This window comes from uncultured Flavobacterium sp. (genome assembly GCF_963975005.1).
Lineage (GTDB): Bacteria > Bacteroidota > Bacteroidia > Flavobacteriales > Flavobacteriaceae > Flavobacterium.
Map to the genome: position 1 here is coordinate 1 of NZ_CAXBFR010000032.1, position 25,424 is coordinate 25,424.

Here is a 25,424-nt window from a genome sequence, read left to right on the forward strand (position 1 = left end):
AATAAGGCACATGTAATAATTGTTTTTTTCATTGTTTTTATTGTTTTTATTGTTTTTATTGTTTTTATCTACAACTATTTTGAAGTGTGAATTAATTTTTTGCTAATCACTGCACCACTATCAAAAAATATTTTTGCGATGTAAACACTTTCTTCGTGGTTAAATTTTCCTTCGAAAGTAGTAGCTTCAATTGCTTGATATTGCTCAATCATTCTACCTGTTACATCATAAACTTGTATGTAATTGATTGTGTTGATTGATGCAACCTTTAGTGCATTGTTGTTTAATAGCACTGTAGCTTCTGGCAATGTAAATTCTTCATTAGACAACACAGTTGTTTGATACACAATTTCAAACCTGTTTTCTACTAAAGCTTCATTAGTAGTGTAGTTAAAACTTCCCGTACTGAAGTCGTGGTAAGTGTTGGCTATTTTATCGTGTAAATATACTTTTACAGTAGGGTCTGTAAAGACACCTTCTTGTTCTGCTATACTTAGTACAAAAGACTCTGTATTTGTGTTGCTTTTTCTGACTCCGACAGGTACCGTATCTGTATTGACAAAAGTTGGTCTAGCATTTATGGACAATCTACTTCCATTAGTTTCTAAAATACTGTACAACTGAGCCGTACTTACTGAATTTCTACCTGCGTCGTACATTCTGTCGTAGCCTAAAGTAGCTTCGGGTAAATAAGCTACCAAAATTTGACTAAACACACCGTTATCACCGGTCATGTTTATTTTAAATCGGTCTCTAGTTGCTGTTGTGTTTTGTTGGCTATTTTTATAAAAAGAACTGTTATTACCCGTTACACGCATGCAGTTGGTAAAACTAATATTAGCTGTAGCCGCAACCGTTGTTGGGTTTGAACCATCTGGAAGGATTTTAACTCTAAACCCTTGTCCTGAAGGGATTTTTCCGTCAAATGTTCCAATAATTGCAGTGGCTACAGTACCTGCTTTAGTATAGGCTAAATAATCTGCCTGATTGTATTGACCCGACCCTGAATAACTGGTAGCAGATTGCCAAATATAGAGAACCCCATCTAAAGCTGTATTCTCTTCTATAAATTTATCCCCATCAATAGCTGATGGATAAGGGTTTGCTAAAAGTACATGGCTTCTTCCTCCGTTGTTTTGAGCAGGATCATTAGTAGCTGTTAAAGTAACATCTCCATTATTGGCTACTCCACCAATTACGACACTAACAGCGTCTGTTGTTGAAGCATCTGTAAAAGGGGCAATTTGAGCCACACGAGCAATAAAACCTTTACCAGCTTCTGTTGCAGTTGCAGTAACCCAACCACCACCTGCACCGGTAACATAGTTTAAGTATGAATAAAATGCATTTGTAGTTGCCACTGTTGAAGCACTAGCCGTAGCCATATCACTTAAAAAATTACCTGCAACTGGCGTTCCGAAGTAAACATAATCATATCTATGTAGTCCGGTTCTTGTTTTAGTCATTTCTATAGTTGGCACTCCTACTCCGCTGGCTCTTTGCACAACACTTGCACTAGAGTCCATTATGATTTTTGAAGATCCTGTTACTCCATTGATAATTTCAACGTATTGATAAGCTCCAAGAGTAAGGTCTGCATCTAATTGTAACGAGTTACAAGAAAATGAACCCGCATTGTAAGCTGCTTGAATAATTACTGAATTCTCTAAAGTTGGAGCTGAAACTGAAACTAGAGAACCTAAAGTGTCTATCCAAATCGAACCATTCCATATTCTAACTAGTCCATTTGAAGCCACTAAAGGACCACATGATCCTTTTGCTCCGATTGTAAATTTAGAGTAAGTACTGAAATCTACAGGAATTGTTGAAGTTATTGAACCGACTGTTAAATTACTAGTTGCACCAGAACCTAGATAAAGATTATCTACTGCAGAAGGAATTTGTTCCCATTGCGTTCCGTTCCATCCTGCAATAACTACATCAGCAAGTGTTATACTTGCTGCCATAGTTGCTATATTACTACCTGCTCTCCAAGTTAGCGATAATGCAGCACTTGAAGTGCTTTGTATATCCCAATACTCAGAAGTAGAAATTGCTTTTAATGTACTTAGATTAAGATCTGCATCAATAATTAAAGGATTAGCACTATAATAGGCCCCATCATAAGTTGCTGTTAGATTTGCACTTTGTACTCTTGCCGGTGCAAGGACAGTACCATTACCAATAGGAAAGGTAAAATCTACATTAGCAAAAGAACTAACATAACCATTTACATGGTTTGCATCTGTAGCCGAAGCCAAGTTTGTTCCTGCTGAAAAGTATAGTTTGCCGTAGTTAACGGCAGTTCTTGTTGTGGTAGTATAAACAGGAGACGCTCCGAAATTATAAGGTGTAGTATGAATAGCTAACACACCTGCATCGCCTATAAATATGGAACTATTCTGTTGAACTTGTCCGTAAAAACTACCAGTAACTAGCAGTACAATAAGAGCTCTAAAAAAACGCTTATTTTTCTGGTTTAAAAATGTAATTGTTTTCAAATTATTTTTGTTTAAGGGTTTTTTTTTTTGTTTATATTCTTTTTTGCGAAAAAATAAACCATTGCTATACATGCTATAAGCATCATAGGATAGATATAATTGTCTATTGGCATTGGAGGTGGATCGGGTCCATCATCATAAGGTTGGGCTAAAATTTTTAGTGAACTCGTTAACAGCAGAAAAACTGTCATAAAAAAATTAGTGGAAAACATTTTAGATTTAATCATGAGTCGTAAATATTTGGATAATAGATGCAAATATTAGGCTTATTGTAATAAAGTCAAGGTTTAAATAAATAAGTGGTAACTTTTAGGAAATAACTGGTTTGACAAGCATCAAATCTAAATTTTTAATCTTAAAAATTTATTAAACGCATCTTGCCTTCTTTTGGCAATTGGTAAATTTTTACCGTTTTTTAATTCGCAATAATACCCGTTCCTTTTATCAATACTACTGAGGTAATTGATGTTAATAATAAATTTATAATGTATTCTAAAAAAAGAACTTAAATGGAGCAAATTTTCATATTCCCCAATATTGCGTGAGGAAACATGTTCTGTATCACCTTTTAAATAAAATTTTGTGTATTTGCCATCTGCTTCACAATAAATAATATCTTCAATATTTAAAATACTAATTTTATCAACGGCTGGAATTGCAATTATCACCTCTTTTTTTGAAAAAGAATTTAAATTATCTAGTTGAAGTTGAGTGTTTTTTAAAATTTGTTTGTTTCTTAGGTTTTTAATTGCTTTGTCAACTACATTCATTAATTCGAAAGCACTAATAGGCTTAATTAAATAAGCACAAACACTATATTCAATGGCTTGAATAGCAAATTTATCATAAGAGCTTATTAAAATAATCTCACATGATTCAATGGAACATTTCTGAATTATTGAAAAACTTGTTTCATCATTTCCCAAAGAAATGTCTAGAAACAAAATTTCGGGTTGTTTCTCTACACAAATAGATATTGCTTCCTTTAAAGTAGTTGCTGTATATATTTCAGCAAAAGCAACAGAATGTTGTTGAAGGTATATTTTTATTAATTCAACGTTCTCAATTTGATCATCTAAAATAAGAGCCTTATAATTTTTCATTTTTTTTTTTTAGAAGTTACTATACATATAGATAATTAAAAAACATCTAGGACCTATTTTAAATTTAGTTAATATCTGGAAGCTTTAAAGTTACACAGGTACCAATTCCAATTTGACTTCTTATTTCTAAAAGACCATCTTGTAGCTCCATAAATTCTTTACATATTAACATTCCTAAACCTGTTCCTGTTTCATTTTCAGTACCTAAAGTTGTATTAGATTCTAATAATTTAAGTAAACTATTAATTTGTTTATCGCTCATCCCTACTCCAGTATCAGATATCGTTATTTGAAAACAATTTTCTTTTTGTTCTATGCTAAATTCAATAGCACCATTTCTAGGGGTGAATTTAATGGCGTTAGAAAAAACGTTACTAACGCAACTTTTTAAAAGTATTTCATCCGCATGACATACTATGTCTAAATTTTGGGGTAAAATGATTTTTATATTTTTGTTTTCTGCTAATAAATCATAAGGTTTTATTGTTTCTTCAATAAGAACAAATAAATTAAGGTGTGTTTTATTAACAGTTATTAAATTTTGTTGTGTTCTAGACCAATCTAGCAAATTTTTTACTAAAGTATAATTATTGTTTGCTGCTATGTAAATCACATCAATAAATTTCATTTTCTGCATATCACTCATCGCACCAAAATCATCTTTTAACAATTGGGAATAACCTAGCAATGCGTTAAAGGGATTTATTAGATCATGTGATATCAAAGCAAATAATTTTTTTTTCGTTTCATTCGAAAGTTCTAATAATTGTTTTTGATTGTTTATGACCTTATTCTTTTCGTTTAATATTAAAGAGCTTTTTTTATTTAATAAAATTTTATAAATAAAAACAGAAACAAAAAGCATAAATAAAAATAAAAATATTAAGTTAATAGTATTATGTTTTAGTCCAAACATACCTGTGTCTAGATAAGTAGCATTTGTTTTATTATCGCTATTTATATTATTGTCTTCATAAATAATACTCTTATTTATTTTCCAAGCACTTTTATCCTTTAAAGAGAAACTGTAGTGCAACTGTTTTTTTAAATAATTAATGGAATAAAAATATATAAAAAAATTCTGATAGCTGTTTAAAGAATCTGTTTGATACAAAACTAAAGTTTTACAAACTTTAGTTTTTTTGCTTACTCCTAATTTAGGTCTATGTGAATAAATGTCGCTATTACCAATGCTCTTATTACACCCATTATAATCGATTAAAAAAATTTGCCTTTCTAAATTACTTTCTAATTTTAAAAGTTGAGATTTTTTTGTATTATCTTGGGAATTTATATGATAAAACATTAATAATAAAATGGCTGTTTTTAGCATTTCAAAATGGTAATATTGTTTGTTAATTAAAGTTTTAAGGATTACTAAGAAAAACTATTTTTAAAATAAAAAAAGCAAATTTAGTAAGTCAATAGTTTAAAATAAAACATCAATAAATACAAGTATGTATTTAAGGTATAAGTGGTCATTAAATTGAACAAGTGGTAAGTAAATTGAACAAGTGTTCAGGTTTGTGTAATAAATGGAAGCTAATTACCATTATTTACATATAAATATAGTGAAAATTTTAATACTATTATTAAAATTTTCACTATATTTATATTCAATATAAACACTGGGATTAACAAACAAATAAGAACGTATTACTATAAAACTAGTAGAAATTTAAAAATCATCCCAGTGCTTAAAAATTTGAATTATTTAAAAAATTACGAAAAATTAAATAATTAGAAACAAATGTATACTTTATACTAATTAAAACAATATGCCAATAAATAAGTGTATAAAATACTGCTTAAGTGATAAATTAAAAGACAAACACTTTTATAAAATCTTTGTTTGATTTTACAAAAGTGTTTAAAGTAAATACCCAAAAAGCTATAAAAATTAAGCAACTTTATGCTAATTTTTTATTGTTGTAATGGAAAATAAATTGTCTTGGCTAGTGTGTATGTGCTTTTTTTAAAGATTAAGTCAATAGCAATTTGTTGCTTTTTTAATACTAAGAGGTAGAAAACGCACTAGTTATTATAAATTTTTACTTATACTCTTTTGTTAAGAAGCAATTTAAATTGTTAAAAATTTACAAATGATACGTTTATGATGTCAAAAAAGACACTAATTACCAGTGCGAATCAATGATAAAATTCTATGGTTAAGTGTTGCTTCACCATTATCAACTTTCCATCGTGCTTCAATAGGTTCTCCAGTAGTTAAAGTAGCCATTGTGCAAACTCAGACATGTTTTCACGTGTACGAACAAAACCCGGAGCGGTTTTTACTTGCTCTCCTGTTGGTCCTCCTTTTAATCCTGCAAAGTAACCAGTGTTACCTTTAATTTTGAAGTGTCTAACTTCACCCAGTGTTCCGACATACTTAACATGTCCTTTTTGTTGTGCCATTTCTGTACAATTTAGATTATTATTTATTAAAAAAAAATTACTAAATTTACATCATAAAATACTGATTTACAACGGATTAAATAAAGTAATATGATGCATTTTAACGCAAAAGAAACAACGATTAAAAAAAACCTTCTGAAAATTGTAAAGTTTGTTGATGGTGATGGAATTATTTTAGAAGATATTATTTCAAAAAAGGAATTTGAAGTTAGATTTTTAGGTATAGATGCACCCGAAATAAATTATTGTAATAAGATAAAACAAGATGAAAAAGAGTTACAACTTCCAGCTGCACTATTAATAAAATTGGGTTTTATGTCGTTTAACTTTTTAAAGGATCAAGTTAATTTAGGTGATTTATGCACATTAGTACAAGAACAAAATAATTTAGTTGATAAATATGGTCGACATTTAGGCTATCTTATTTTAAATGATGATAGAGTTTTAAATGAAATTATGATAAAAGAAGGCTATGCAAAGCCATATAACGAGGTTTTCTGTGAAATGCTTCCAATGTATGAAGAGTGGAATTTACAAGCTAAAAATAGCTTAAAAGGATTATATTCTTTAGTAAATAAATTTTAAAATGATTGTGGACTAAATGTGGGCTAGAACTAGAAATAAAAAACCCTAACTTACTGATTAACAGTGGTTAGGGTTTTAATTCAGCGGAGAAAGAGGGATTCGAACCCCCGGACCTGTTACAGTCAACAGTTTTCAAGACTGCCGCATTCGACCGCTCTGCCATTTCTCCAAAAAAGACTCACACTACTTCCGTAATGCGAGTGCAAATATAGTATCATTTTTTATTTCTACAAACCTTTTTTAATATAATTTAAAATATTTTTTTTGCTTACAACTTATCTATTTAAAAATCATATTTTTATAAGACAACATTTTATTTTATACCTTTGCCATAAGTTATAATTTATGAAAAAAATCGTTATTATTGGCTCTGTTTGGCCTGAACCAAATTCAACTGCTGCAGGACAAAGAATGATGCAATTAATTGAACAATTCAAGAAACTTGAATATGAAATTGTATTTACCTCAATATCTTCCACTTCTGAATTTGCTGTGAATTTGATTGAATTAGGTATTCAATCAATTTCAATTGAATTAAATAATAACTCTTTTGACGATTTTATAAAACTACAAAACCCAAACCTAGTTCTATTTGATAGATTTATGACAGAGGAACAATTTGGTTGGCGTGTTACTCAAAATTGTCCAAACTCCATAAAAATATTAGACACTGAAGATTTACATTTTTTGCGTGAAGCTAGAATGCAGTGTTTTAAACAAAATGTAAAACTTGAAAAAAAAGATCTTCAAAATGAAATTGCGAAACGTGAAATAGCTTCAATTTATAGATGTGACTTGACTTTAATTATTTCAAAATTTGAATATAATTTATTGGTTAATACATTTAGCATTCCACCTGAACTATTACATTATATTCCAATGATGTACAATGAATTAGATGAAACTTTTTTAGAAGATTACCCGAAATTTGAAGAAAGAGAACATTTTTTTTCTATCGGAAATTTTTATCATAAACCAAATTGGGAAACTGTATTGCAATTAAAAAATTCTATTTGGCCTTTAATTAAAAAACAATTGCCACAGGCTGAATTACACATCTATGGTGCTTATCTGCCAGAAAAAGCAAAACAATTGCAAAACCTAAAAGAAGGATTCATTATAAAAGGTAGAGCTAAAAACAGTGCATCAGTATTCAAAAAACACAAAATTTTACTTGCTCCTATTCCTTATGGTGCTGGAATTAAAGGTAAATTAATAGAATCAATGTTATTTGGAACTCCTAATATTACAACACAAATTGGAGCTGAAGGCATGCAAAACGAACTAAATTGGAATGGTTTTGTTGCAGATAATCCAATTGAATTTACTAATAAAGCCGTTTCCCTTTTTACCAATAAAGACATTTGGAAACAATCTCAAATCAATGGCATTAAAATCATAAATTCAACTTTTAATAAGAAGAATTTTGAAAAGGATTTTGCAGAACAAATTCAAAACCTACTTGATAACCTAGAAAATCATCGCACACAAAATTTTATGGGACAAATTTTGAACCATCATACTTTGAAAAGCACCATGTATATGAGTAAATGGATTGAGGAAAAAACAAAAAATAATTATCCGTGAATAGCTTCCGAATTGCCATAACTCTCAATAATTTTAGCTTCATAAGCTAACCATTCTTCCCAACGCTTTTTCACATCCATTCCTTCCCCAATTTCATTTGCAAAATTTATAAAAATAGTATAATGATTAGCTTCACTAACCATTAAATCACGGTAAAACTTTGCCATTTCCTTATCATCAATAGTATCTGACAACACTTTAAACCTTTCACAACTTCTTGCTTCAATCATTGCAGAAAACAACAAACGTTCAACCAAATGTGTTTGCCTACTTCCACCCTTTAACATAAATTGATATAATTCATTTACATAATGATCTTTGCGTTCTCTACCTAGAACCCAACCATTAGATTTAATCAATTCATGAACTTGTTCAAAATGCTCCATTTCTTCTTGAGCTATTTTTATCAGTTCTGTAATAATGTGTGTGTGTTCGGGTAACATTGTTATCAAACTAATACAGTTACTTGCTGCTTTTTGTTCGCACCAAGCGTGATCTGTTAATACTTCTTCAATATTAGATTCTGCTATTCTTGCCCATCGTGGATCTGTAGGAAGTTTTAATTTGAACATTGTAATTATTTTTATGCAAAAATAAACTTTTAATTTTAATGACTAAATTTTGAAACATATTTAATATAAACGATACTAATTAAATTAATAATTTAAATCTTAAAAATAAAAATCCTATTTTTGAAATAATAAATGCACTTAAAATAACACTAAGATGAAAAAAATAATTGCGTATAGCATAATTGGACTAATTTTCTACAGTTGCGGAACAAGTTCTTCAGTTAAAAGCAAAAAAGAGGTAAATGCAGGAACTTATATCAACATTATTGATAAAACAGACTTAAGCAAACACCTATATATTGTAGCTGGTGATGAAATGGAAGGAAGAGATACAGGTTCAGCTGGACAAAAAAAAGCAGGTGAATATTTAATAAACTATTATAAAAGTTTAGGAATTAATTATCCAAAAGGCGCAAGCAGTTATTACCAAAAAGTACCCGCAGCTTTTATGACTAAAAAATTTGGAAACAAAGGTGTTGATTCAGAAAATATTTGGGCGTTTATTCCTGGTAGTGAATTTCCTGATGAAATTGTAGTCATTTCGGCTCATTATGATCACGTTGGAACGAAAAACGATGAAATATACAATGGTGCCGATGACGACGGTTCTGGAACTGTAGTCTTGTTAGAAATGGCTCAAGCATTTGCTCAAGCTAAAAAAGAAGGAAATGGACCAAAACGTTCTATTTTATTTTTACATGTTACTGCCGAAGAAAAAGGCTTACACGGTTCTCGCTATTATTCAGAAAACCCATTATTTCCTTTAAAAAATACAGTTGTAGATATCAATATTGATATGATTGGAAGAGTTGATCCACAACATGAAGAAAAACCAAATTATATTTATGTAATTGGTTCGGATAGATTAAGTACCGAATTACATCAAATTAATGAAGAAATGAATACAAAATATGTCGGATTAGATTTAGATTATAAATTTAACGACAGAAATGATCCTGAAAGAATATATTTCCGTTCTGACCATTATAATTTTGCTAAAAATGGTGTTCCTTCAATTTTCTTTTTTAATGGAGTACATGCTGATTATCACAAACCAAGTGATACACCTGAAAAAATCAACTATGAATTAATGACAAAAAGAGCACAATTGGCTTTTGCTGATGCTTGGGAAATTGCCAACAGAGAAAAAAGAATTATAGCTGATAGAAACGGAGAGTAATTTAATTCTCATAAAATTATAAAACCACAAATTAACAACTTGTGGTTTTTTTGTATAAAAAAAGCTCCAAATTACTTTGGAGCTTAAAAGAAGGGTGAATGACCGGGTTCGAACCGGCGACCCTCGGTACCACAAACCGATGCTCTAACCAACTGAGCTACAATCACCATTTATTTAACGAGTGCAAATATACTACTGTTTTTCTATTTTACAAACAAAAAAAAGAGAATTTTATTTCAAATCACTTAAACTATTGATTGCCAAATATCTTTCAGTCGTAAAACCTTCTGCAAAATCAACACCAACCAATCTACCTAAGTCTTCTGCACGATATTTTATAGAATCTAAGAAGTTTTTTGAAGTAATCGGAGTTATCGGTTCATTTGAATTTGGGTCATAAAATTGAGAACTATACGCTAAAACAGATTGTGTTTTAATATCCATAAATCCGGTTACATCGACTACAAAATCTGGTTCAAGGTTTTTCCACTGCATATAATGGTAAACTTGCTTCGGCCGCCAATGTTTTTGTTTTTCTCCATCTAATGATGTTTCTATTTTAATTAATCCTGATAAAAAACAAGCATCACTTACTAGTTTACTTCCTTTTCCGTGATCAATATGTCGGTCATCAATTGCGTTACATAAAACAATTTCAGGCTTATATTTTCGAATCATTTTAATGATTTCTAATTGATGTTTTTCATCATTCACAAAAAAACCATCTCTAAAACGTAAATTTTCTCTAAGCGAAACTCCTAAGATCTCTGCTCCTTTTTTAGCTTCTTCATCTCTAATTTCGGCAGAACCTCGAGAACCTAATTCTCCTCTGGTTAAATCGATAATTCCGACTTTTTTACCCAAAGAAACTTCTTTAGCAATAGTTCCTGCTGCTCCTAATTCAACATCATCTGGATGTGCTCCAAATGCTAATATATCTAATTTCATGCTTTAGTTATTATTATATTTTTAATGGTTTCTGACTTATTTTGAGTTTCAATAAATTCGTTTTCAGCTACACTATCTTCTGTAATACCACAACCTACATAAATTGAATTCTTTTTACCAATTTCCATACATCGCAAGTTAACGAATAAATTGGTAGTTTCATTTATATTCCATTCTCCTAAATATCCGGCGTAAAATTTTCTATCATACTTTTCATTTTTCAAGATAAATTCTTTCGCCTTTTCTTTGGGCAAACCACAAACAGCTGGAGTTGGATGTAATTTTGAAATTAAGGCTACTTCATTTTCCTTAGAAATAGTTCCGAAAATTTTAGTCTTTATGTGTGCTAATTTTCCCGCTTGTACTGTAAATGATTCAGAAACTTCAATAGTTGAAGCTAATTCTTCACAATTAGAAATAATATAGTCCGTCACAAATTGTTGCTCTTGAATTTCTTTTGATGTCCAATGCACTTCATTCGAGTATAATTGCGTTCCTGCCAAAGCAACCGTTTCAAACTTATCGTTATTAATTTTAATTAACTGTTCTGGTGTTGCTCCTATCCAAATTCCAACTTTAGGATGAAAAAATAAATACCGAAAAGCAGTTGAATACGCATTCAATAAGTTTTCATACGTTTGAAACACATCAATTCCAGCCGAAAAATCAATTTTTCTTGAAACTACTAATTTTTCAAAATTACCTGATTTAATAGCTTCAACTGAATTATTTACTAAATTTTCAAAATGAATTTTATCTTCATTCAATGTTGGTATCTGAATTGATTCGGATTTAAAACTTAAATTGAAATCAATTTCTTCTTCAAAATATGCTGAATTCTCTTTAGGTAAAACGATTTTTGTTAAACCTTCAAAAGACGTAAATACAAATCCACTTTGATTAATAAATTTATGTAATTCATTATCACTCTGAAAATAAGCATTTAGTTGATTTTCATTAGGTTTAGCAAATAAAACAAAAGGTAAGTTATTTTTAAATTGACTTTTCGCTTTTACAAAAATTTTCATTTTAACGTACTTTTCTTGGTAAAATCATGTTCGTTAATTTACATAAACTAACCAAATTATTGCTTTCATCCGTAATTCTAATTTCCCATAAATGAATGCTTCTTCCTTTATGAACAATTTTAGCCGTTGCATAAACCATTCCGTCACGTTTAGCTTTCAAATGATTGGCAGAAATTTCAATTCCTCTAACTTCAGATTTTTCAGGATTTACAAATAATAATGAAGCTGCACTTCCTACACTTTCTGCTAAAGCCACACTTGCACCACCATGCAACAATCCCATGGGTTGATGAACTCTCGAATTTACAGGCATTTTAGCTGTTAAAAAATCTTCTCCAGCATCAATATATTCAATTTCTAACGTTTCCATCAAAGTGTTTTTTGACCAATCGTTACACAATTGAAGCATTTTATCTTTATCAAACATTGTATTATATATTATATTTTAATACAAATTTACTCATTTTTATATCTTTTGAAACATAACTTTATATAATAGATTGTTAATTGAGACTAAAATCAATTTTTTTTCGTTTCCATAAATAGCGTTTTAAAATTAATAATTACTTTTACGAAAATTCAGTTTATTTATGCGTCAATATATAGGATTACTTTTTGTTGTACTTATAGCTTCATTAACTTCTTGCAGAAGTGATTTTGATTTTGAAACAAGTTCAGGTGGATTAGAATTTTCAAAAGACACTGTTTATCTGGATACTGTTTTTACAAATATTGGATCAAGTACTTATACCTTAAAAGTCTATAATAAAAGTGATAAAAATATTTCTATTCCAACAATTCGATTAAATAAAGGACAAAGTTCAAAATACCGATTAATGGTAGATGGAATTCCAGGAAAAGAATTTTCGAACATAGAAATGCTTGCCAAAGACAGTATGTTTGTTTTTATTGAAATAACTGAAGATGTTACCAATGTTAATCCAACAGATTTTTTATATACAGATTTTATTGAATTTGGAATTGGAGCAAGTCAGCAAAAAGTAGAATTGGTTACCTTAATTCAAGATGCCTATTTTATTTATCCTCAACGTATGCAAAATTCAGATAATACTTATTCATATGAAGAATTAAATCTTGGAACAGTTGATGAACCTCAAAATATTCGGGTTAGCTATTTAGACACAAATGATCCAATTAATGGAAATGAATTGATTTGGAATAACTCCAAACCTTATGTGATTTATGGATACGCTGTCGTTCCAAATGGAGAAAAATTAACAGTTGAAGCAGGTGCAAGAATCCATTTTCATGCTGATTCAGGAATCATAGTAGCTAATAATGCTTCCTTGGAAGTAAATGGTTTACCATCAGATACAGATGCCCTAGAAAACGAAGTGATTTTTGAAGGTGATCGTTTAGAACCTGATTTTTCTGAAGTTCCCGGTCAATGGGGAACAATTTGGCTAACTAACGGAAGTTATTCAAACATAATGAACAATTTAACTATCAAAAATGCTGTTATAGGCTTATATGTTAATGGAAATGACGGAACTAATTCTGTAAATACTACAATAAATAATGTCCAAATTTACAACTGTTCAAACATTGGCTTATATGCAACAACAGGTTATATTGATGGTAAAAATATGGTGATAAACAATTGTGGAGAAGCTTCTTTTCAAGGAAGTTTTGGAGGAAGTTACGAATTTACGCATTGTACTTTTGCAAATTATTGGTCGAGTCCAAATCAAACATGTATTTTATTAGACGATTATGAAGGACAAACGGAATTTGAATTAATAAAAGCTAATTTTAATAATTGTATTATTTATGGTTCAAGTAATTTAGGGATATCACATAAAATAGAAAGTAATACAATCAACTTTAAATACACCAATTGTTTAATTAAATTTATTGACACTAATAATCAATACACTATTTTACCTGAATATGATTTCACTGATAACTCTCTATTTGAAGATTGTATTAGAGCTTTAAATTCCACCCAAAACAAACCTGATTTCCTTGCTCCAAATGATAATAAATTAATAATTGGAAGTGATTCTGCTGCTAAAGGAACCGCTAACAGTAGCTTTTCGACAGGAACATTTGATATTTTAAACAAACCTAGAGATACTTCATATGACATGGGTGCTTATAATTTTATTATATTTGACTAATTAACCAACAAAATAAATATCATGAAAAAAATTATTTTGCCAATATTGGCACTTACATTAAGTATTTCTTCGTGTAAAAAAGTTGAAGTTAAAAAAACTGAACCAACTCCAAAACAAAATGAAGTACTCGTAGAAGAAACAATTATTGAAACAGCTCTAGATTCTGCAGCTATAGCAAAAGCTTGGACCGATTATGCAACTCCATCAAAAGCTCACGAAATGTTAGCTAAAGACACTGGAACTTGGGATGCTGAAATGACTTTTTGGATGCCTGATAGTCCAGAACCTCAAAAAGCAAATTCAGTAGCCACTTACAAAATGATTCTTGACGGAAAATACCAAGAAGGAACTTTTAAAGGAGAAATGTTTGGAATGTCTTTTGAAGGAAGAGGAATAACTGCTTATGACAATGCTTCAAAAGAATTCATAATTACTTGGATTGATAATATGGGAACTGGAATGCTAGTTTCACGTGGACAATATGATGAAACTACTAAATCAATCACTTTTAATGGAAATATGGTTGATCCTGTAACTGGAAAAGAGAAAAAAGTAAAAGAAATTATAACTTTTATGGATGATAAAAATCAAAAAATGGAAATGTTTGAAGTAAATTCTGACGGAACTGAATTCAAAAATATGGAAATTCTTTCTAAAAAAAGATAATACACTATTTATCAATAATCTAAAACTGTCCTAAAATGGGCAGTTTTTTTTTGCTTTATTACTAAATGTTTAAGTTTCATTTAAGTTTACTAATCTAAGTAATAGTAAAATCATTTTTTTATATATTTATAAAACCCAAATTAATAAACTTATGAAAACTAAATTAACGCTATTGGCATTTGTCTTGCCTTTTTTAGCAATGGCTCAGATTCCTTCTGGTTACTACAGTACAGCAACAGGAACAGGTTACACTTTAAAAACCCAACTTTACAACAAAATCAAAGGACATTCCGACAAAGGTTATGCTGGTTTGTGGACAACCTACTCCACTTCTGACAGAGATAATCAGTACGAAAATGACAATTCAATTATGGATTTATATTCAGAAAACCCAAATGGATCTGATCCTTACACTTACAGTTACAGTACAAATCAATGTGGAAACTATAGCACTGAAGGAAATTGCTACAATAGAGAACATATGATTCCTCAATCCGTATTTAATTCAGCTGCACCGATGGTTTCAGATGCGCATCATATTCCTCCAACAGATGGAAAAGTAAATGGTATGCGTTCTAATTATCCTCATGGAGATGTTTCTACTGCGACATGGACTTCTTTAAATGGAAGCAAATTAGGATTAAGCGCTGTTTCTGGTTATAATGGAACTGTTTTTGAACCTATAGATGAATTTAAAGGTGATATTGCTAGAATGTATTTTTACTTTGCAACACGTTACGAAAATACTGTTGCCAATTATTCTTTCGCAATGTTTAATGGAACTAGTAATCAAGTATTCACCTCTTCTTTCTTAGACATGTTAATTTCATGGCACAATCAAGATCCTGTTAGTGCAAGAGAAATTGCTAGAAATAACGCTATTTATGTACGTCAAAATAATAGAAATCCCTATATTGATCATCCAGAATATGTTGGTCAAATTTGGGGAGGAACAGCTCCTGTAGCAGATACAACTGCACCTACTACTCCATTGAATCTATTAGCATCAAATAATACAACTTCAACTTTACAATTAAATTGGTCTGCTTCTACTGATAATGTTGGTGTTTCAGGATATGATGTTTATATGAATGGTAACTTAAAAGTCACAGTAACTTCAACTACTTCATCTATTATAGGTTTATCAAGTGGAACAACTTATTCTTTTTATGTAAAAGCAAAAGATGCTGCTGGCAATTATTCCAATAACAGTTCAATAATTAACGCAACTACAACAGCTACTTCTTTGGTAACTGATTTGTATTTTTCTGAGTATTTAGAAGGTTCTTCAAATAACAAGGCACTAGAAATTTCTAATAATACAGGTAGCTCAATCAGTTTATCAACTTATGTGGTAAAAAAACAAACAAATGGTGCTGGTTCTTGGAGTACTGGAATTGCATTAAATGGAACTTTAACAAATGGAGCAAAGTTTGTCTTAGTTAATAGTTCAATTGCATCAACTTGTTATTCTAAAACAAGTGCTAATATATCAACTACTGCAACTGAAATGACTTTTAATGGAAATGACGCTGTTGGACTATTCAAAAACGGAACTTTAATTGATATAATTGGTACTTTCAATGGTGGAAGCGCTAATTTTTCTGTTAATGAAACACTGAGACGTAATTCTAATGTAGCAGTTCCAAAAGCTACTTTCAACAAATCAAGTGATTGGACTGTTTATGCTACAGATACTTGCAATGGAATTGGAAATAGATTGGTTAGCACTAAAGTTGAGGGAAATTTAACTACAAACAATTTTGATTTTGCGTTATATCCAAATCCTTCAAATGGATTGTTCTCAATTCAAATTGAAAATACTAAAAACTATTCAATCGAAATCTACTCAACTTTAGGGAAAAAAGTCTACTCAAAAAAGGATTGTACAGAAACAACTTTAAATATAAATCATTTACAAAGCGGAATTTATTTAATAAAAATTACAACAGATTCTTTTGCTAAAACCAAACGAATAATTATCAACTAATTTTAAAAAGCTTCCTTGTAAAATAGGAAGCTTTTTTGTTTTAACATTTTTGCCATCAAAAAAGTTAAAAAGTATTTAAATGCCTCTTTGTAAATTCTACTTTTTAAACTAAATTTGCACTTACAACAACAACACCCGAGGCGTAGCCGAATTGTATGGAGCGTAGCGGAATAAAACAACTACACAATGATTCATTTCTTCGGAAACGAAAGTAATACTGTTTTTGCCGTACAAGTGCAAAGCGAACTTTCGGCAGAAACTATTTCTAAATTAAATTGGTTATTTGGTAACGCACATAAAATAGATAAATCCGTTCTTGCGGATTTTTTTGTTGGACCTAGAGCTGCAATGATTTCACCTTGGAGTACAAACGCTGTTGAAATTACTCAAAATATGGGAATTTCAGATATTATTAGAATTGAAGAATTCTTTAAAATATCTGAAGATTTTTCTGAGTTTGACCCAATGTTATCTCAAAAGTATAACGAATTAAATCAAGACATTTTTACAGTTAATATTCTGCCTGAACCTATTATCGAAATTGAAGATATTGCAAAATATAACAAACAAGAAGGTTTAGCTTTAAATGATGAAGAAGTAATATATCTTGAAAATTTATCTCAAAAATTAAATCGAAAACTAACCGATTCTGAAGTATTTGGATTTTCACAAGTGAATTCAGAACATTGTAGACATAAAATTTTCAACGGAACATTTATAATTGATGGCATTGAAAAAGAAACTTCTTTATTCAAGTTAATCAAAAAGACTGCGGCTGAAAATCCAAATGATATTGTTTCTGCTTATAAAGACAACGTAGCTTTCATAAAAGGTCCAGTTGTAGAACAATTTGCACCAAAAAGTGCCGATAAACCTGATTTTTACCAAAAAACCGATTTTGAATCAGTCATTTCTATAAAAGCAGAAACTCATAATTTTCCAACCACTGTAGAGCCTTTTAACGGTGCTGCAACTGGTGCTGGTGGAGAAATTCGTGATAGATTGGCTGGTGGTCAAGGTTCTTTACCTTTAGCAGGAACTGCTGTTTATATGACTTCTTATTCGCGTTTAACAAACAACAGAACTTACGAAAAAGGTATGCCAGAAAGAAAATGGTTATACCAAACGCCAATGGATATTTTAGTCAAAGCTTCAAATGGAGCATCTGATTTTGGAAATAAATTTGGACAACCTTTAATTACAGGTTCGATCTTAACATTTGAACATGAAGAAGATGGTCGAAAATTAGGGTATGATAAAGTAATTATGCAAGCTGGTGGAATTGGTTATGGAAAAGCGTCTCAAGCGCAAAAAGAAAAACCTAGTCCTGGCGATAAAATTGTAATATTAGGTGGTGAAAATTATAGAATCGGAATGGGTGGTGCTGCTGTTTCTTCTGCAGACACAGGTGCATTTGGTTCAGGAATTGAATTGAATGCAATACAACGTTCTAACCCAGAAATGCAAAAACGTGCAGCAAATGCAATTCGTGGTTTAATTGAAAGTGAAACGAATCCTATCGTATCAATTCATGATCATGGAGCTGGTGGTCACTTAAATTGTTTATCTGAATTAGTAGAAGAAACTGGAGGTTTAATCGATTTAGATAAATTACCTGTTGGAGACCCAACGCTTTCTGCCAAAGAAATAATTGGTAACGAATCACAAGAAAGAATGGGATTAGTTATAGGTCAAAAAGACATAGATACTTTACAAAAAATTGCCGACAGAGAACGTTCTCCAATGTATCAAGTTGGTGAAGTTACTTCTAATCACAGATTCACCTTTGAAAGTAAAACTACTGGTGCTAAGCCAATGGATTTTGCCTTAGAAGATATGTTTGGAAGTTCTCCAAAAACCATCATGGATGATAAAACTATCGATAGAAAATATGCAGATTTACATTATTTTCCTGATGCTATTCCACAATACTTAGAAGAATTATTAAAGCTTGAAGCTGTTGCCTGTAAAGATTGGTTAACAAATAAAGTAGATCGTTGTGTAGGAGGAAAAGTTGCTAAACAACAATGTGCTGGACCAATTCAATTGCCTTTAAACAATGTTGGAGTTATGGCTCTGGATTATAAAGGAAAAGAAGGAATTGCAACTTCCATTGGCCACTCGCCTATTTCTGCATTGGTAAGCCCAACAGCTGGAAGTAGAACTGCTATTGCTGAAGCTTTATCTAATATTGTTTTTGCTCCTTTAAAAGATAATTTAAAAAGTGTTTCACTTTCTGCCAACTGGATGTGGGCTTGTAAAAATGAAGGTGAAGATGCTCGTTTATATGAAGCAGTTCAAGCTTGTTCTGATTTTGCTATTGAGTTAGGAATTAATATTCCAACAGGAAAAGATTCACTTTCTATGAAACAAAAATACGCTAATGAAGAAGTAATTGCTCCTGGAACCGTAATTATATCTGCAGCAGGTAACTGTAACGATATCACCAAAGTGGTTGAACCAGTTCTTCAAAAAAATAAAGGTTCAATTTATTATATCAATTTATCACAAGATACCTTCAAATTAGCAGGAAGTTCATTTGCACAAACTTTGAATAAAATCGGAAATGATGTGCCAACTATTAAAGATGCTTCTTTCTTTAAAAAAGCTTTTAATACAATTCAAGATTTAATTAAAGACAACCAAATTGCTGCTGGCCATGATATTGGAAGCGGTGGATTAATTACTACTCTTTTAGAAATGTGTTTTGCTGACGAAAATCTTGGAGCATACATTTCATTCGATAGTTTTTCAGAAAAAGATTTAGTTAAAATTTTATTTTCTGAAAACATTGGTTTAGTACTTCAAGCTAATGATGATGCAACATTTGAAAAAGCATTAAATGATATTGAATATTTTAAACTCGGAACAACAATAGAAGGTAATTCATTAAATATATCACAAAACGGACAACAAACAACATTAAATATTCCTCAATATAGAGAAATGTGGTTTGAGACTTCATTCTTATTAGATCAAAGACAAACCAAGAACGGTAAATCGTTAGAACGTTTTGAAAATTTTGCTAATCAACCTTTAAAATATACTTTCCCAACGCATTTCACTGGAACAACTCCAGTAATAAATGAAACAAAACCAAGACCAAAAGCAGCTATTATACGTGAAAAAGGAAGTAATTCTGAACGAGAAATGGCTAATGCAATTTATTTAGCAGGATTTGATGTAAAAGATGTTCACATGACTGATTTAATTTCAGGAAGAGAAAATCTTGAAGACATTCAGTTTATTGGTGCAGTTGGTGGTTTTTCTAATTCTGATGTTTTAGGAAGTGCAAAAGGTTGGGCTGGAGCTTTCTTATACAATGAAAAAGCAAACACAGCTTTAAAAAACTTCTTTAAAAGAAAAGACACACTTTCTGTCGGAATTTGTAACGGTTGCCAATTATTTATGGAATTAGAAGTAATTAATCCAGAACATGAAGTGCACGGAAAAATGAAACACAACGATTCTCATAAACATGAAAGTGGCTTTACATCTGTAACTATCCAAGAAAATAATTCAGTAATGCTAAAAACTCTAGCTGGAAGTACTTTAGGAGTTTGGATTTCACATGGTGAAGGAAAGTTCAACTTACCAAATACAGAAGATCAATATAATATTGTAGCTAAATATGCTTACGAAGGTTATCCTGCCAATCCAAATGGATCAGATTACAACACAGCAATGATGTGTGACACAACAGGAAGACATTTAGTAATGATGCCACATATTGAGCGTTCAACTTTCCCTTGGAATTGGGCAAACTATCCAAAAGACAGAAACGATCAAGTTTCTCCTTGGATTGAAGCTTTTGTGAATGCAAAACAATGGATTGAAGAAAAATAATACAAATTGCACCCTTTAAAAACTTAATTTAAAGGGTGCTTTTATTTTAGTATGCATGCATAATATTCTTGTTTTCAACTAGATAAATCAAACAGATTATCATATTCATAAAAAATTGCTTAATTAATTAAATTTTCATAATTTGCATTCACTTAATCATGCAAAAATATGAATACAATTACTAGATTGTTTGACTTTCCTTATCACCAATTAGAAAAATATAGTTTATCTGATTCATTAGTTACTAAATATGGTGACGAATGGATAAAAACTTCAACACAAGAATATTTAGATAAAGCTAATGCTATTTCTAGAGGTTTATTACGTTTAGGAGTAAATGTAAATGATAAAATTGCTGTTATTTCTTCTTCAAACAGAACAGAATGGCATATTTGTGATGTTGGTATTTTACAAACTGGTGCTCAAAATGTTCCTATTTATCCAACGATTTCAGAAGAAGATTATGAATATATTTTGAATCATTCTGAGTCAATTTACTGCTTTGTATCGGATGATGAAGTGTATCAAAAAGTCAAAGCCATTCAAAAAAATGTTCCAAAACTAAAAGAAGTATATTCTTTCAACGAAGTTGAAGGTTGTAAAAACTGGAAAGAAATTTTAACTTTAGGTGAAAACAAAGATAATCAAGACCAAGTTGAAGCTAGGAAAGATGCCATTGTTACAACAGATTTAGCTACTTTAATTTATACTTCTGGAACAACAGGTAGACCAAAAGGTGTTATGCTAACGCATCAAAACATTGTTTCAGATGTATTAATGAGTGCTCCAAGAGTACCTTTAAGAGCTGGAGATACAAGAGCCTTAAGCTTCTTACCTATTTGTCATATTTTTGAAAGAATGCTTACCTATTTATATCAATATTACGGTATTTCAATCTACTTTGCAGAAAGTATCGAAAAGATTAGTGATAATTTAAAAGAAGTACATCCACATGTAATGTCAGTTGTTCCTCGATTGTTAGAAAAAGTTTATGACAAAATCTATGCTAAAGGCGATGCTCTAACTGGAATCAAGAAAAAATTATTCTTCTGGGCTTTAGACTTAGGTATGAACTATAAACCTTATGGCGAAAATGGTGCTTGGTATGAATTCCAATTAAAAATAGCTCGTAAATTAATTTTCTCCAAATGGCAAGAAGGTCTTGGTGGTGAACTAGAATTATTAGTTTGCGGAAGTGCTGCTTTACAAACGAGACTTTCAAAAGTTTTTTGTGCAGCAAATATTCCTGTTATGGAAGGATATGGTTTGACTGAAACCTCACCTGTAATTTCTGTTAATGACATGAGAAATGGTGGTTTTAGAGTTGGAACTGTAGGAAAGGTAATAGATGGTGTTGAAGTTAAAATAGCTGAAGACGGAGAAATTCTTTGTAAAGGACCAAACGTTATGGTTGGTTATTTCAAAGAAGAAGAAAAAACAAAAGAAGTGCTTACAAACGATGGTTACTTCCACACTGGTGATATTGGTGAAATTGACAATGATGGTTTCTTAAAAATTACGGATCGTAAAAAAGAAATGTTTAAAACATCTGGCGGAAAATATGTTGCTCCTCAAGTTTTAGAAAATAGTTTTAAAGAATCTCGTTTTATTGAACAAATTATGGTTATTGGTGATGGTGAAAAAATGCCAGCAGCTTTTATACAACCTAATTTTGAATTTATAAAAGAATGGGGCAATCGCAAGAAAATTAATATTGGTTCTACAAATCAAGAAATTGCAAATAGTAAAGATGTTATTGATAGAATTCAAGAAGAAGTAAATGCTTCAAACGAACACTTCGGTAATTGGGAAAAAATTAAACGCTTTGAACTTACTCCAGATGTATGGAGTATTGAAGGAGGACATTTGACACCAACAATGAAATTAAAAAGAAAAATTATCATTGGCATATATAAAGATCTGTACACTAAAATATATGGTGAAAAATAATCAAACAAAGCTCCTCTAATTTAGAAGAGCTTTGTTATTTTAATCAATTTCCCATAATATGGCAACAGATAAGACATTATATTATGAAATGATTATTCTTTTATTAAAAAATAATTAATATTGAAAAATAATTGTAATTTTTTCTAAAATACTATGCGCGCATAGTATTTTTTTTTATCTTTGAGTTTCAATACAATATTTATGAAGGATAAAACAATAGATTATGCACTTCGTGCAACCTGGCAAGCTGTCGCTCGAATGTATAATGAAGAAGCTTCGAAGTATGAAGCCACAATGGCTACAGGATTTGCTCTTTTAAGTATTGATAAAGAAAAAGGGACTTCATCTACAGCATTAGGTCCAAAAATGGGAATGGAAGCTACAAGTCTTACCAGAACATTAAAATCAATGGAAGAAAAAGGGTTAATCATTCGAAAGAAAAACCCACACGACGGACGTGGAGTAATTATCCACCTAACTCCTTTTGGTCAAGAAAAAAGAGATTTATCAAAATCAACCGTTGTAAGATTTAATGAAATAATTAAAGAGGCTGTTTCGCCAGAAAAATTACAACACTTTATGGAAGTTGCTGAAATAATAAACGATTTAATTTCGGATAAGAAAATATTTTTAGAACGAGAATTACAAAAGAAATAACATTTATATATATGAAACGTAATATTAAAAAAGTAGCTGTTATTGGTTCAGGAATTATGGGAAGCGGAATTGCTTGTCATTTTGCCAATATTGGTGTCGAAGTCTTATTATTAGACATCGTTCCTAGAGAATTAACAGATGCTGAACAAAAAAAAGGATTAACTTTAGAAAATAAAGCTGTTAGAAATCGTTTAGTAAACGATCATTTAATGAATGCTTTAAAATCGAAACCATCACCTATTTATCATTCAAGTTTTGCCGATAGAATTACTACTGGTAATACTACTGATGATATGAAAAAAATAGCTGATGTAGATTGGATTATTGAAGTAGTGGTTGAACGACTAGATATTAAAAAACTAGTTTTCGAACAAGTTGAAAAATTCAGAAAACCTGGAACTTTAATAACTTCTAATACTTCTGGAATTCCAATTCACTTTATGAGTGAAGGAAGAAGTGAAGATTTCCAAAAACACTTCTGTGGAACGCATTTCTTCAATCCAGCACGTTACTTAAAATTATTTGAAATAATCCCTGGTCCAAAAACTTCTCAAGATGTATTAGATTTCTTGAATGGTTATGGTGAAAAATTCTTAGGAAAAACTTCAGTTATAGCTAAAGATACTCCAGCTTTTATTGGTAATAGAATCGGAATCTTCGGAATCCAAAGTTTATTCCACCAAGTAAAAGAAATGGGATTAACCGTTGAAGAAGTGGATAAATTAACTGGTCCAGTTATCGGTCGTCCAAAATCAGCTACTTTTAGAACAGTCGATGTCGTTGGTTTAGATACTTTAGTTCACGTAGCTAACGGAATTTATGAAAATTGTCCAAACGACGAATCACATGAATTATTCAAACTACCTGAATTTGTAAATACAATGATGGAAAACCAATGGCTTGGAAGTAAATCGGGTCAAGGTTTCTATAAAAAAGAAGGTAAAGAAATTCTAACATTAGATTTAGATACTTTAGAATATAGAGCTAGTAAAAAAGCTTCATTCGCAACTTTAGAATTAACAAAAACAATTGACAAACCAATTGACAGATTCAAAGTTTTAGTAAAAGGAAAAGACAAAGCAGGTGAATTCTACAGAAAAAACTTCGCTTCAATGTTCCAATACTGTTCAAACCGTATTCCAGAAATCACAGAAGACTTTTACAAAATTGACGATGCTATGAAAGCTGGTTTCGGTTGGGAAAATGGTCCTTTCGAAATTTGGGACGCAATCGGAGTTGAAAAAGGAATCGAATTAATGAAAGCAGAAGGTTATACGCCAGCTACATGGGTTAATGATATGTTAGCTTCTGGAGTGACTTCTTTTTACTCCATAAAAGAAGGTTCAACTTACTTCTACTCTATCACTAATAAAAAAGTAGAAAAAATTCCTGGACAAGATGCTTTCATAATCTTAAATAACATTCGCGAAAGCAAAAAAATATGGAACAACAGCGATTCTATCATAACTGATTTAGGTGATGGAATTATCAATTTAGAATTTACTTCAAAAATGAATTCAATTGGTGCTGGAGTTTTACAAGGAATCAATAAAGCAATTGATATTGCCGAAAAAGAATATAACGGTTTAGTGATTGGAAATCAAGGAACTAATTTCTCTGTTGGAGCAAATTTAGGAATGATTTTTATGATGGCTGTTGAGCAAGAATATGACGAATTAAACATGGCTATCAAAATGTTCCAGGACACTATGATGCGTTGTCGTTATTCAGCTATTCCAGTTATCGCTGCTCCTCACGGAATGACTCTTGGTGGTGGTTGTGAATTAACAATGCACGCTGATAGAGCTGTTGCTGCTGCTGAAACTTATATTGGTTTAGTAGAATTTGGAGTTGGTGTAATTCCTGGTGGTGGTGGTTCTAAAGAAATGGCTTTAAGAGCTTCTGATCTTTTCCGTAAAAATGACGTTGAATTAAATGTTTTACAAGAATATTTCTTAACCGTTGGTATGGCAAAAGTGGCTACTTCTGCTTACGAAGGCTTCGATAATGGAGTTCTTTTAAAAGGAAGAGACATTGTAGTTGTAAATAAAGACCGTCAAATTGCAACTGCAAAACTAGTAGCAATGCAAATGGCAGAACAAGGATACACTCAAGCGCCAAGAAGAAAAGATATAAAAGTTTTAGGAAAACAAGCTTTAGGTATGTTTTTAGTTGGAACTGATAGTATGGAAGCTGGTAAATATATTTCAGAACACGATAAAAAAATTGCTAACAAATTAGCATATGTTATGGCT

At 30.8% G+C, this 25,424-nt stretch carries 18 protein-coding genes and 2 tRNA genes; 10 read left to right on the forward strand and 10 right to left on the reverse strand.

Annotated elements, in window-relative coordinates:
• Nucleotides 1-74: 74 nt before the first annotated feature.
• The 4 genes from AACZ53_RS05725 to AACZ53_RS05740 form a co-directional block, all read right to left on the reverse strand.
• Nucleotides 75-2,501, reverse strand: coding sequence for a hypothetical protein (locus AACZ53_RS05725; protein ID WP_339835669.1), 2,427 nt, complete (start codon nt 2,499-2,501; stop codon nt 75-77).
• A gap of 341 nt (nt 2,502-2,842) precedes the next feature.
• Entirely contained in the window at nt 2,843-3,604 is a 762-nt protein-coding gene (locus tag AACZ53_RS05730; RefSeq protein WP_339835672.1) for a LytTR family DNA-binding domain-containing protein, read from the reverse strand.
• A 64-nt stretch (nt 3,605-3,668) separates the two neighbouring features.
• Nucleotides 3,669-4,937, reverse strand: coding sequence for a HAMP domain-containing sensor histidine kinase (locus tag AACZ53_RS05735; protein WP_339835675.1), 1,269 nt, complete (start codon nt 4,935-4,937; stop codon nt 3,669-3,671).
• Nucleotides 4,938-5,830: 893 nt separating this feature from the next.
• Entirely contained in the window at nt 5,831-6,019 is a 189-nt protein-coding gene (locus AACZ53_RS05740; RefSeq protein ID WP_339835677.1) for a hypothetical protein, read from the reverse strand.
• Nucleotides 6,020-6,109: 90 nt separating this feature from the next.
• Here AACZ53_RS05740 and AACZ53_RS05745 point away from each other — a divergent pair, with 90 nt between their 5' ends.
• Nucleotides 6,110-6,604 carry a thermonuclease family protein gene (locus AACZ53_RS05745; RefSeq protein WP_339835679.1) on the forward strand — a complete coding sequence of 165 codons (495 nt, stop codon included), beginning with the start codon at nt 6,110-6,112 and terminating at the stop codon, nt 6,602-6,604.
• An 84-nt stretch (nt 6,605-6,688) separates the two neighbouring features.
• On the opposite strand, the gene AACZ53_RS05750 is transcribed toward AACZ53_RS05745, so the two are convergent.
• Nucleotides 6,689-6,773 (reverse strand) — tRNA-Ser (locus AACZ53_RS05750).
• A 176-nt stretch (nt 6,774-6,949) separates the two neighbouring features.
• Between AACZ53_RS05750 and AACZ53_RS05755 the strand changes: the two genes are divergently transcribed.
• Entirely contained in the window at nt 6,950-8,191 is a 1,242-nt protein-coding gene (locus AACZ53_RS05755; RefSeq protein ID WP_339835682.1) for a glycosyltransferase, read from the forward strand.
• Here the strand turns inward: AACZ53_RS05755 and AACZ53_RS05760 are convergent.
• The gene (locus tag AACZ53_RS05760; RefSeq protein WP_339835685.1) at nt 8,182-8,763 is read right to left on the reverse strand and encodes a tRNA-(ms[2]io[6]A)-hydroxylase; all 582 of its coding nucleotides are present in this window, start codon (nt 8,761-8,763) and stop codon (nt 8,182-8,184) included. The two genes, AACZ53_RS05755 and AACZ53_RS05760, sit on opposite strands and share 10 nt — an antisense overlap.
• A 154-nt stretch (nt 8,764-8,917) precedes the next feature.
• On the opposite strand from AACZ53_RS05760, the gene AACZ53_RS05765 reads away from it, so the two are divergent.
• Entirely contained in the window at nt 8,918-9,943 is a 1,026-nt protein-coding gene (locus AACZ53_RS05765) for a M28 family metallopeptidase (RefSeq protein ID WP_339835687.1), read from the forward strand.
• Nucleotides 9,944-10,035: 92 nt separating this feature from the next.
• Here AACZ53_RS05765 and AACZ53_RS05770 read toward each other — a convergent pair.
• The 4 genes from AACZ53_RS05770 to AACZ53_RS05785 all read right to left on the reverse strand — a co-directional run bounded on the left by AACZ53_RS05770 (nt 10,036) and on the right by AACZ53_RS05785 (nt 12,346).
• A tRNA-His gene (locus AACZ53_RS05770) sits at nt 10,036-10,111 on the reverse strand.
• Between the two features lie 63 nt (nt 10,112-10,174).
• Nucleotides 10,175-10,891, reverse strand: coding sequence for a bacillithiol biosynthesis deacetylase BshB1 (gene bshB1 / locus AACZ53_RS05775; protein WP_339835689.1), 717 nt, complete (start codon nt 10,889-10,891; stop codon nt 10,175-10,177).
• Complete coding sequence (locus tag AACZ53_RS05780) at nt 10,888-11,919, reverse strand: isochorismate synthase (protein WP_339835692.1); 1,032 nt, start codon at nt 11,917-11,919, stop codon at nt 10,888-10,890. The genes bshB1 and AACZ53_RS05780 overlap by 4 nt, the downstream gene beginning before the upstream one ends.
• 1 nt (nt 11,920) lies before the next feature.
• Nucleotides 11,921-12,346 (reverse strand): PaaI family thioesterase, encoded by a 426-nt coding sequence (locus tag AACZ53_RS05785; RefSeq protein WP_026716444.1) that lies wholly within the window; start codon nt 12,344-12,346, stop codon nt 11,921-11,923.
• 163 nt (nt 12,347-12,509) lie between these two features.
• Between AACZ53_RS05785 and AACZ53_RS05790 the strand changes: the two genes are divergently transcribed.
• The 7 genes from AACZ53_RS05790 to AACZ53_RS05820 all read left to right on the forward strand — a co-directional run.
• Complete coding sequence (locus AACZ53_RS05790) at nt 12,510-14,060, forward strand: hypothetical protein (protein ID WP_339835697.1); 1,551 nt, start codon at nt 12,510-12,512, stop codon at nt 14,058-14,060.
• Nucleotides 14,061-14,081: 21 nt separating this feature from the next.
• Nucleotides 14,082-14,726 (forward strand): DUF1579 domain-containing protein, encoded by a 645-nt coding sequence (locus AACZ53_RS05795; protein WP_339835700.1) that lies wholly within the window; start codon nt 14,082-14,084, stop codon nt 14,724-14,726.
• A 151-nt stretch (nt 14,727-14,877) separates the two neighbouring features.
• On the forward strand, nt 14,878-16,716 hold the full coding sequence (locus AACZ53_RS05800; protein WP_339835702.1) for an endonuclease: 1,839 nt from the start codon (nt 14,878-14,880) through the stop codon (nt 16,714-16,716).
• Nucleotides 16,717-16,902: 186 nt separating this feature from the next.
• Nucleotides 16,903-20,562 (forward strand): phosphoribosylformylglycinamidine synthase, encoded by a 3,660-nt coding sequence (gene purL, locus AACZ53_RS05805; protein ID WP_339835704.1) that lies wholly within the window; start codon nt 16,903-16,905, stop codon nt 20,560-20,562.
• Nucleotides 20,563-20,730: 168 nt separating this feature from the next.
• A complete protein-coding gene (locus tag AACZ53_RS05810) occupies nt 20,731-22,512 on the forward strand; it encodes an AMP-dependent synthetase/ligase (RefSeq protein WP_339835706.1) in 1,782 nt (593 codons plus the stop codon).
• 201 nt (nt 22,513-22,713) lie between these two features.
• Nucleotides 22,714-23,169, forward strand: a complete 456-nt coding sequence (locus AACZ53_RS05815; protein ID WP_339835709.1) for a MarR family transcriptional regulator — start codon at nt 22,714-22,716, stop codon at nt 23,167-23,169.
• 11 nt (nt 23,170-23,180) lie between these two features.
• Nucleotides 23,181-25,424: 3-hydroxyacyl-CoA dehydrogenase NAD-binding domain-containing protein (locus AACZ53_RS05820; protein WP_339835712.1), on the forward strand; the 2,244-nt coding region annotated here is incomplete at its 3' end.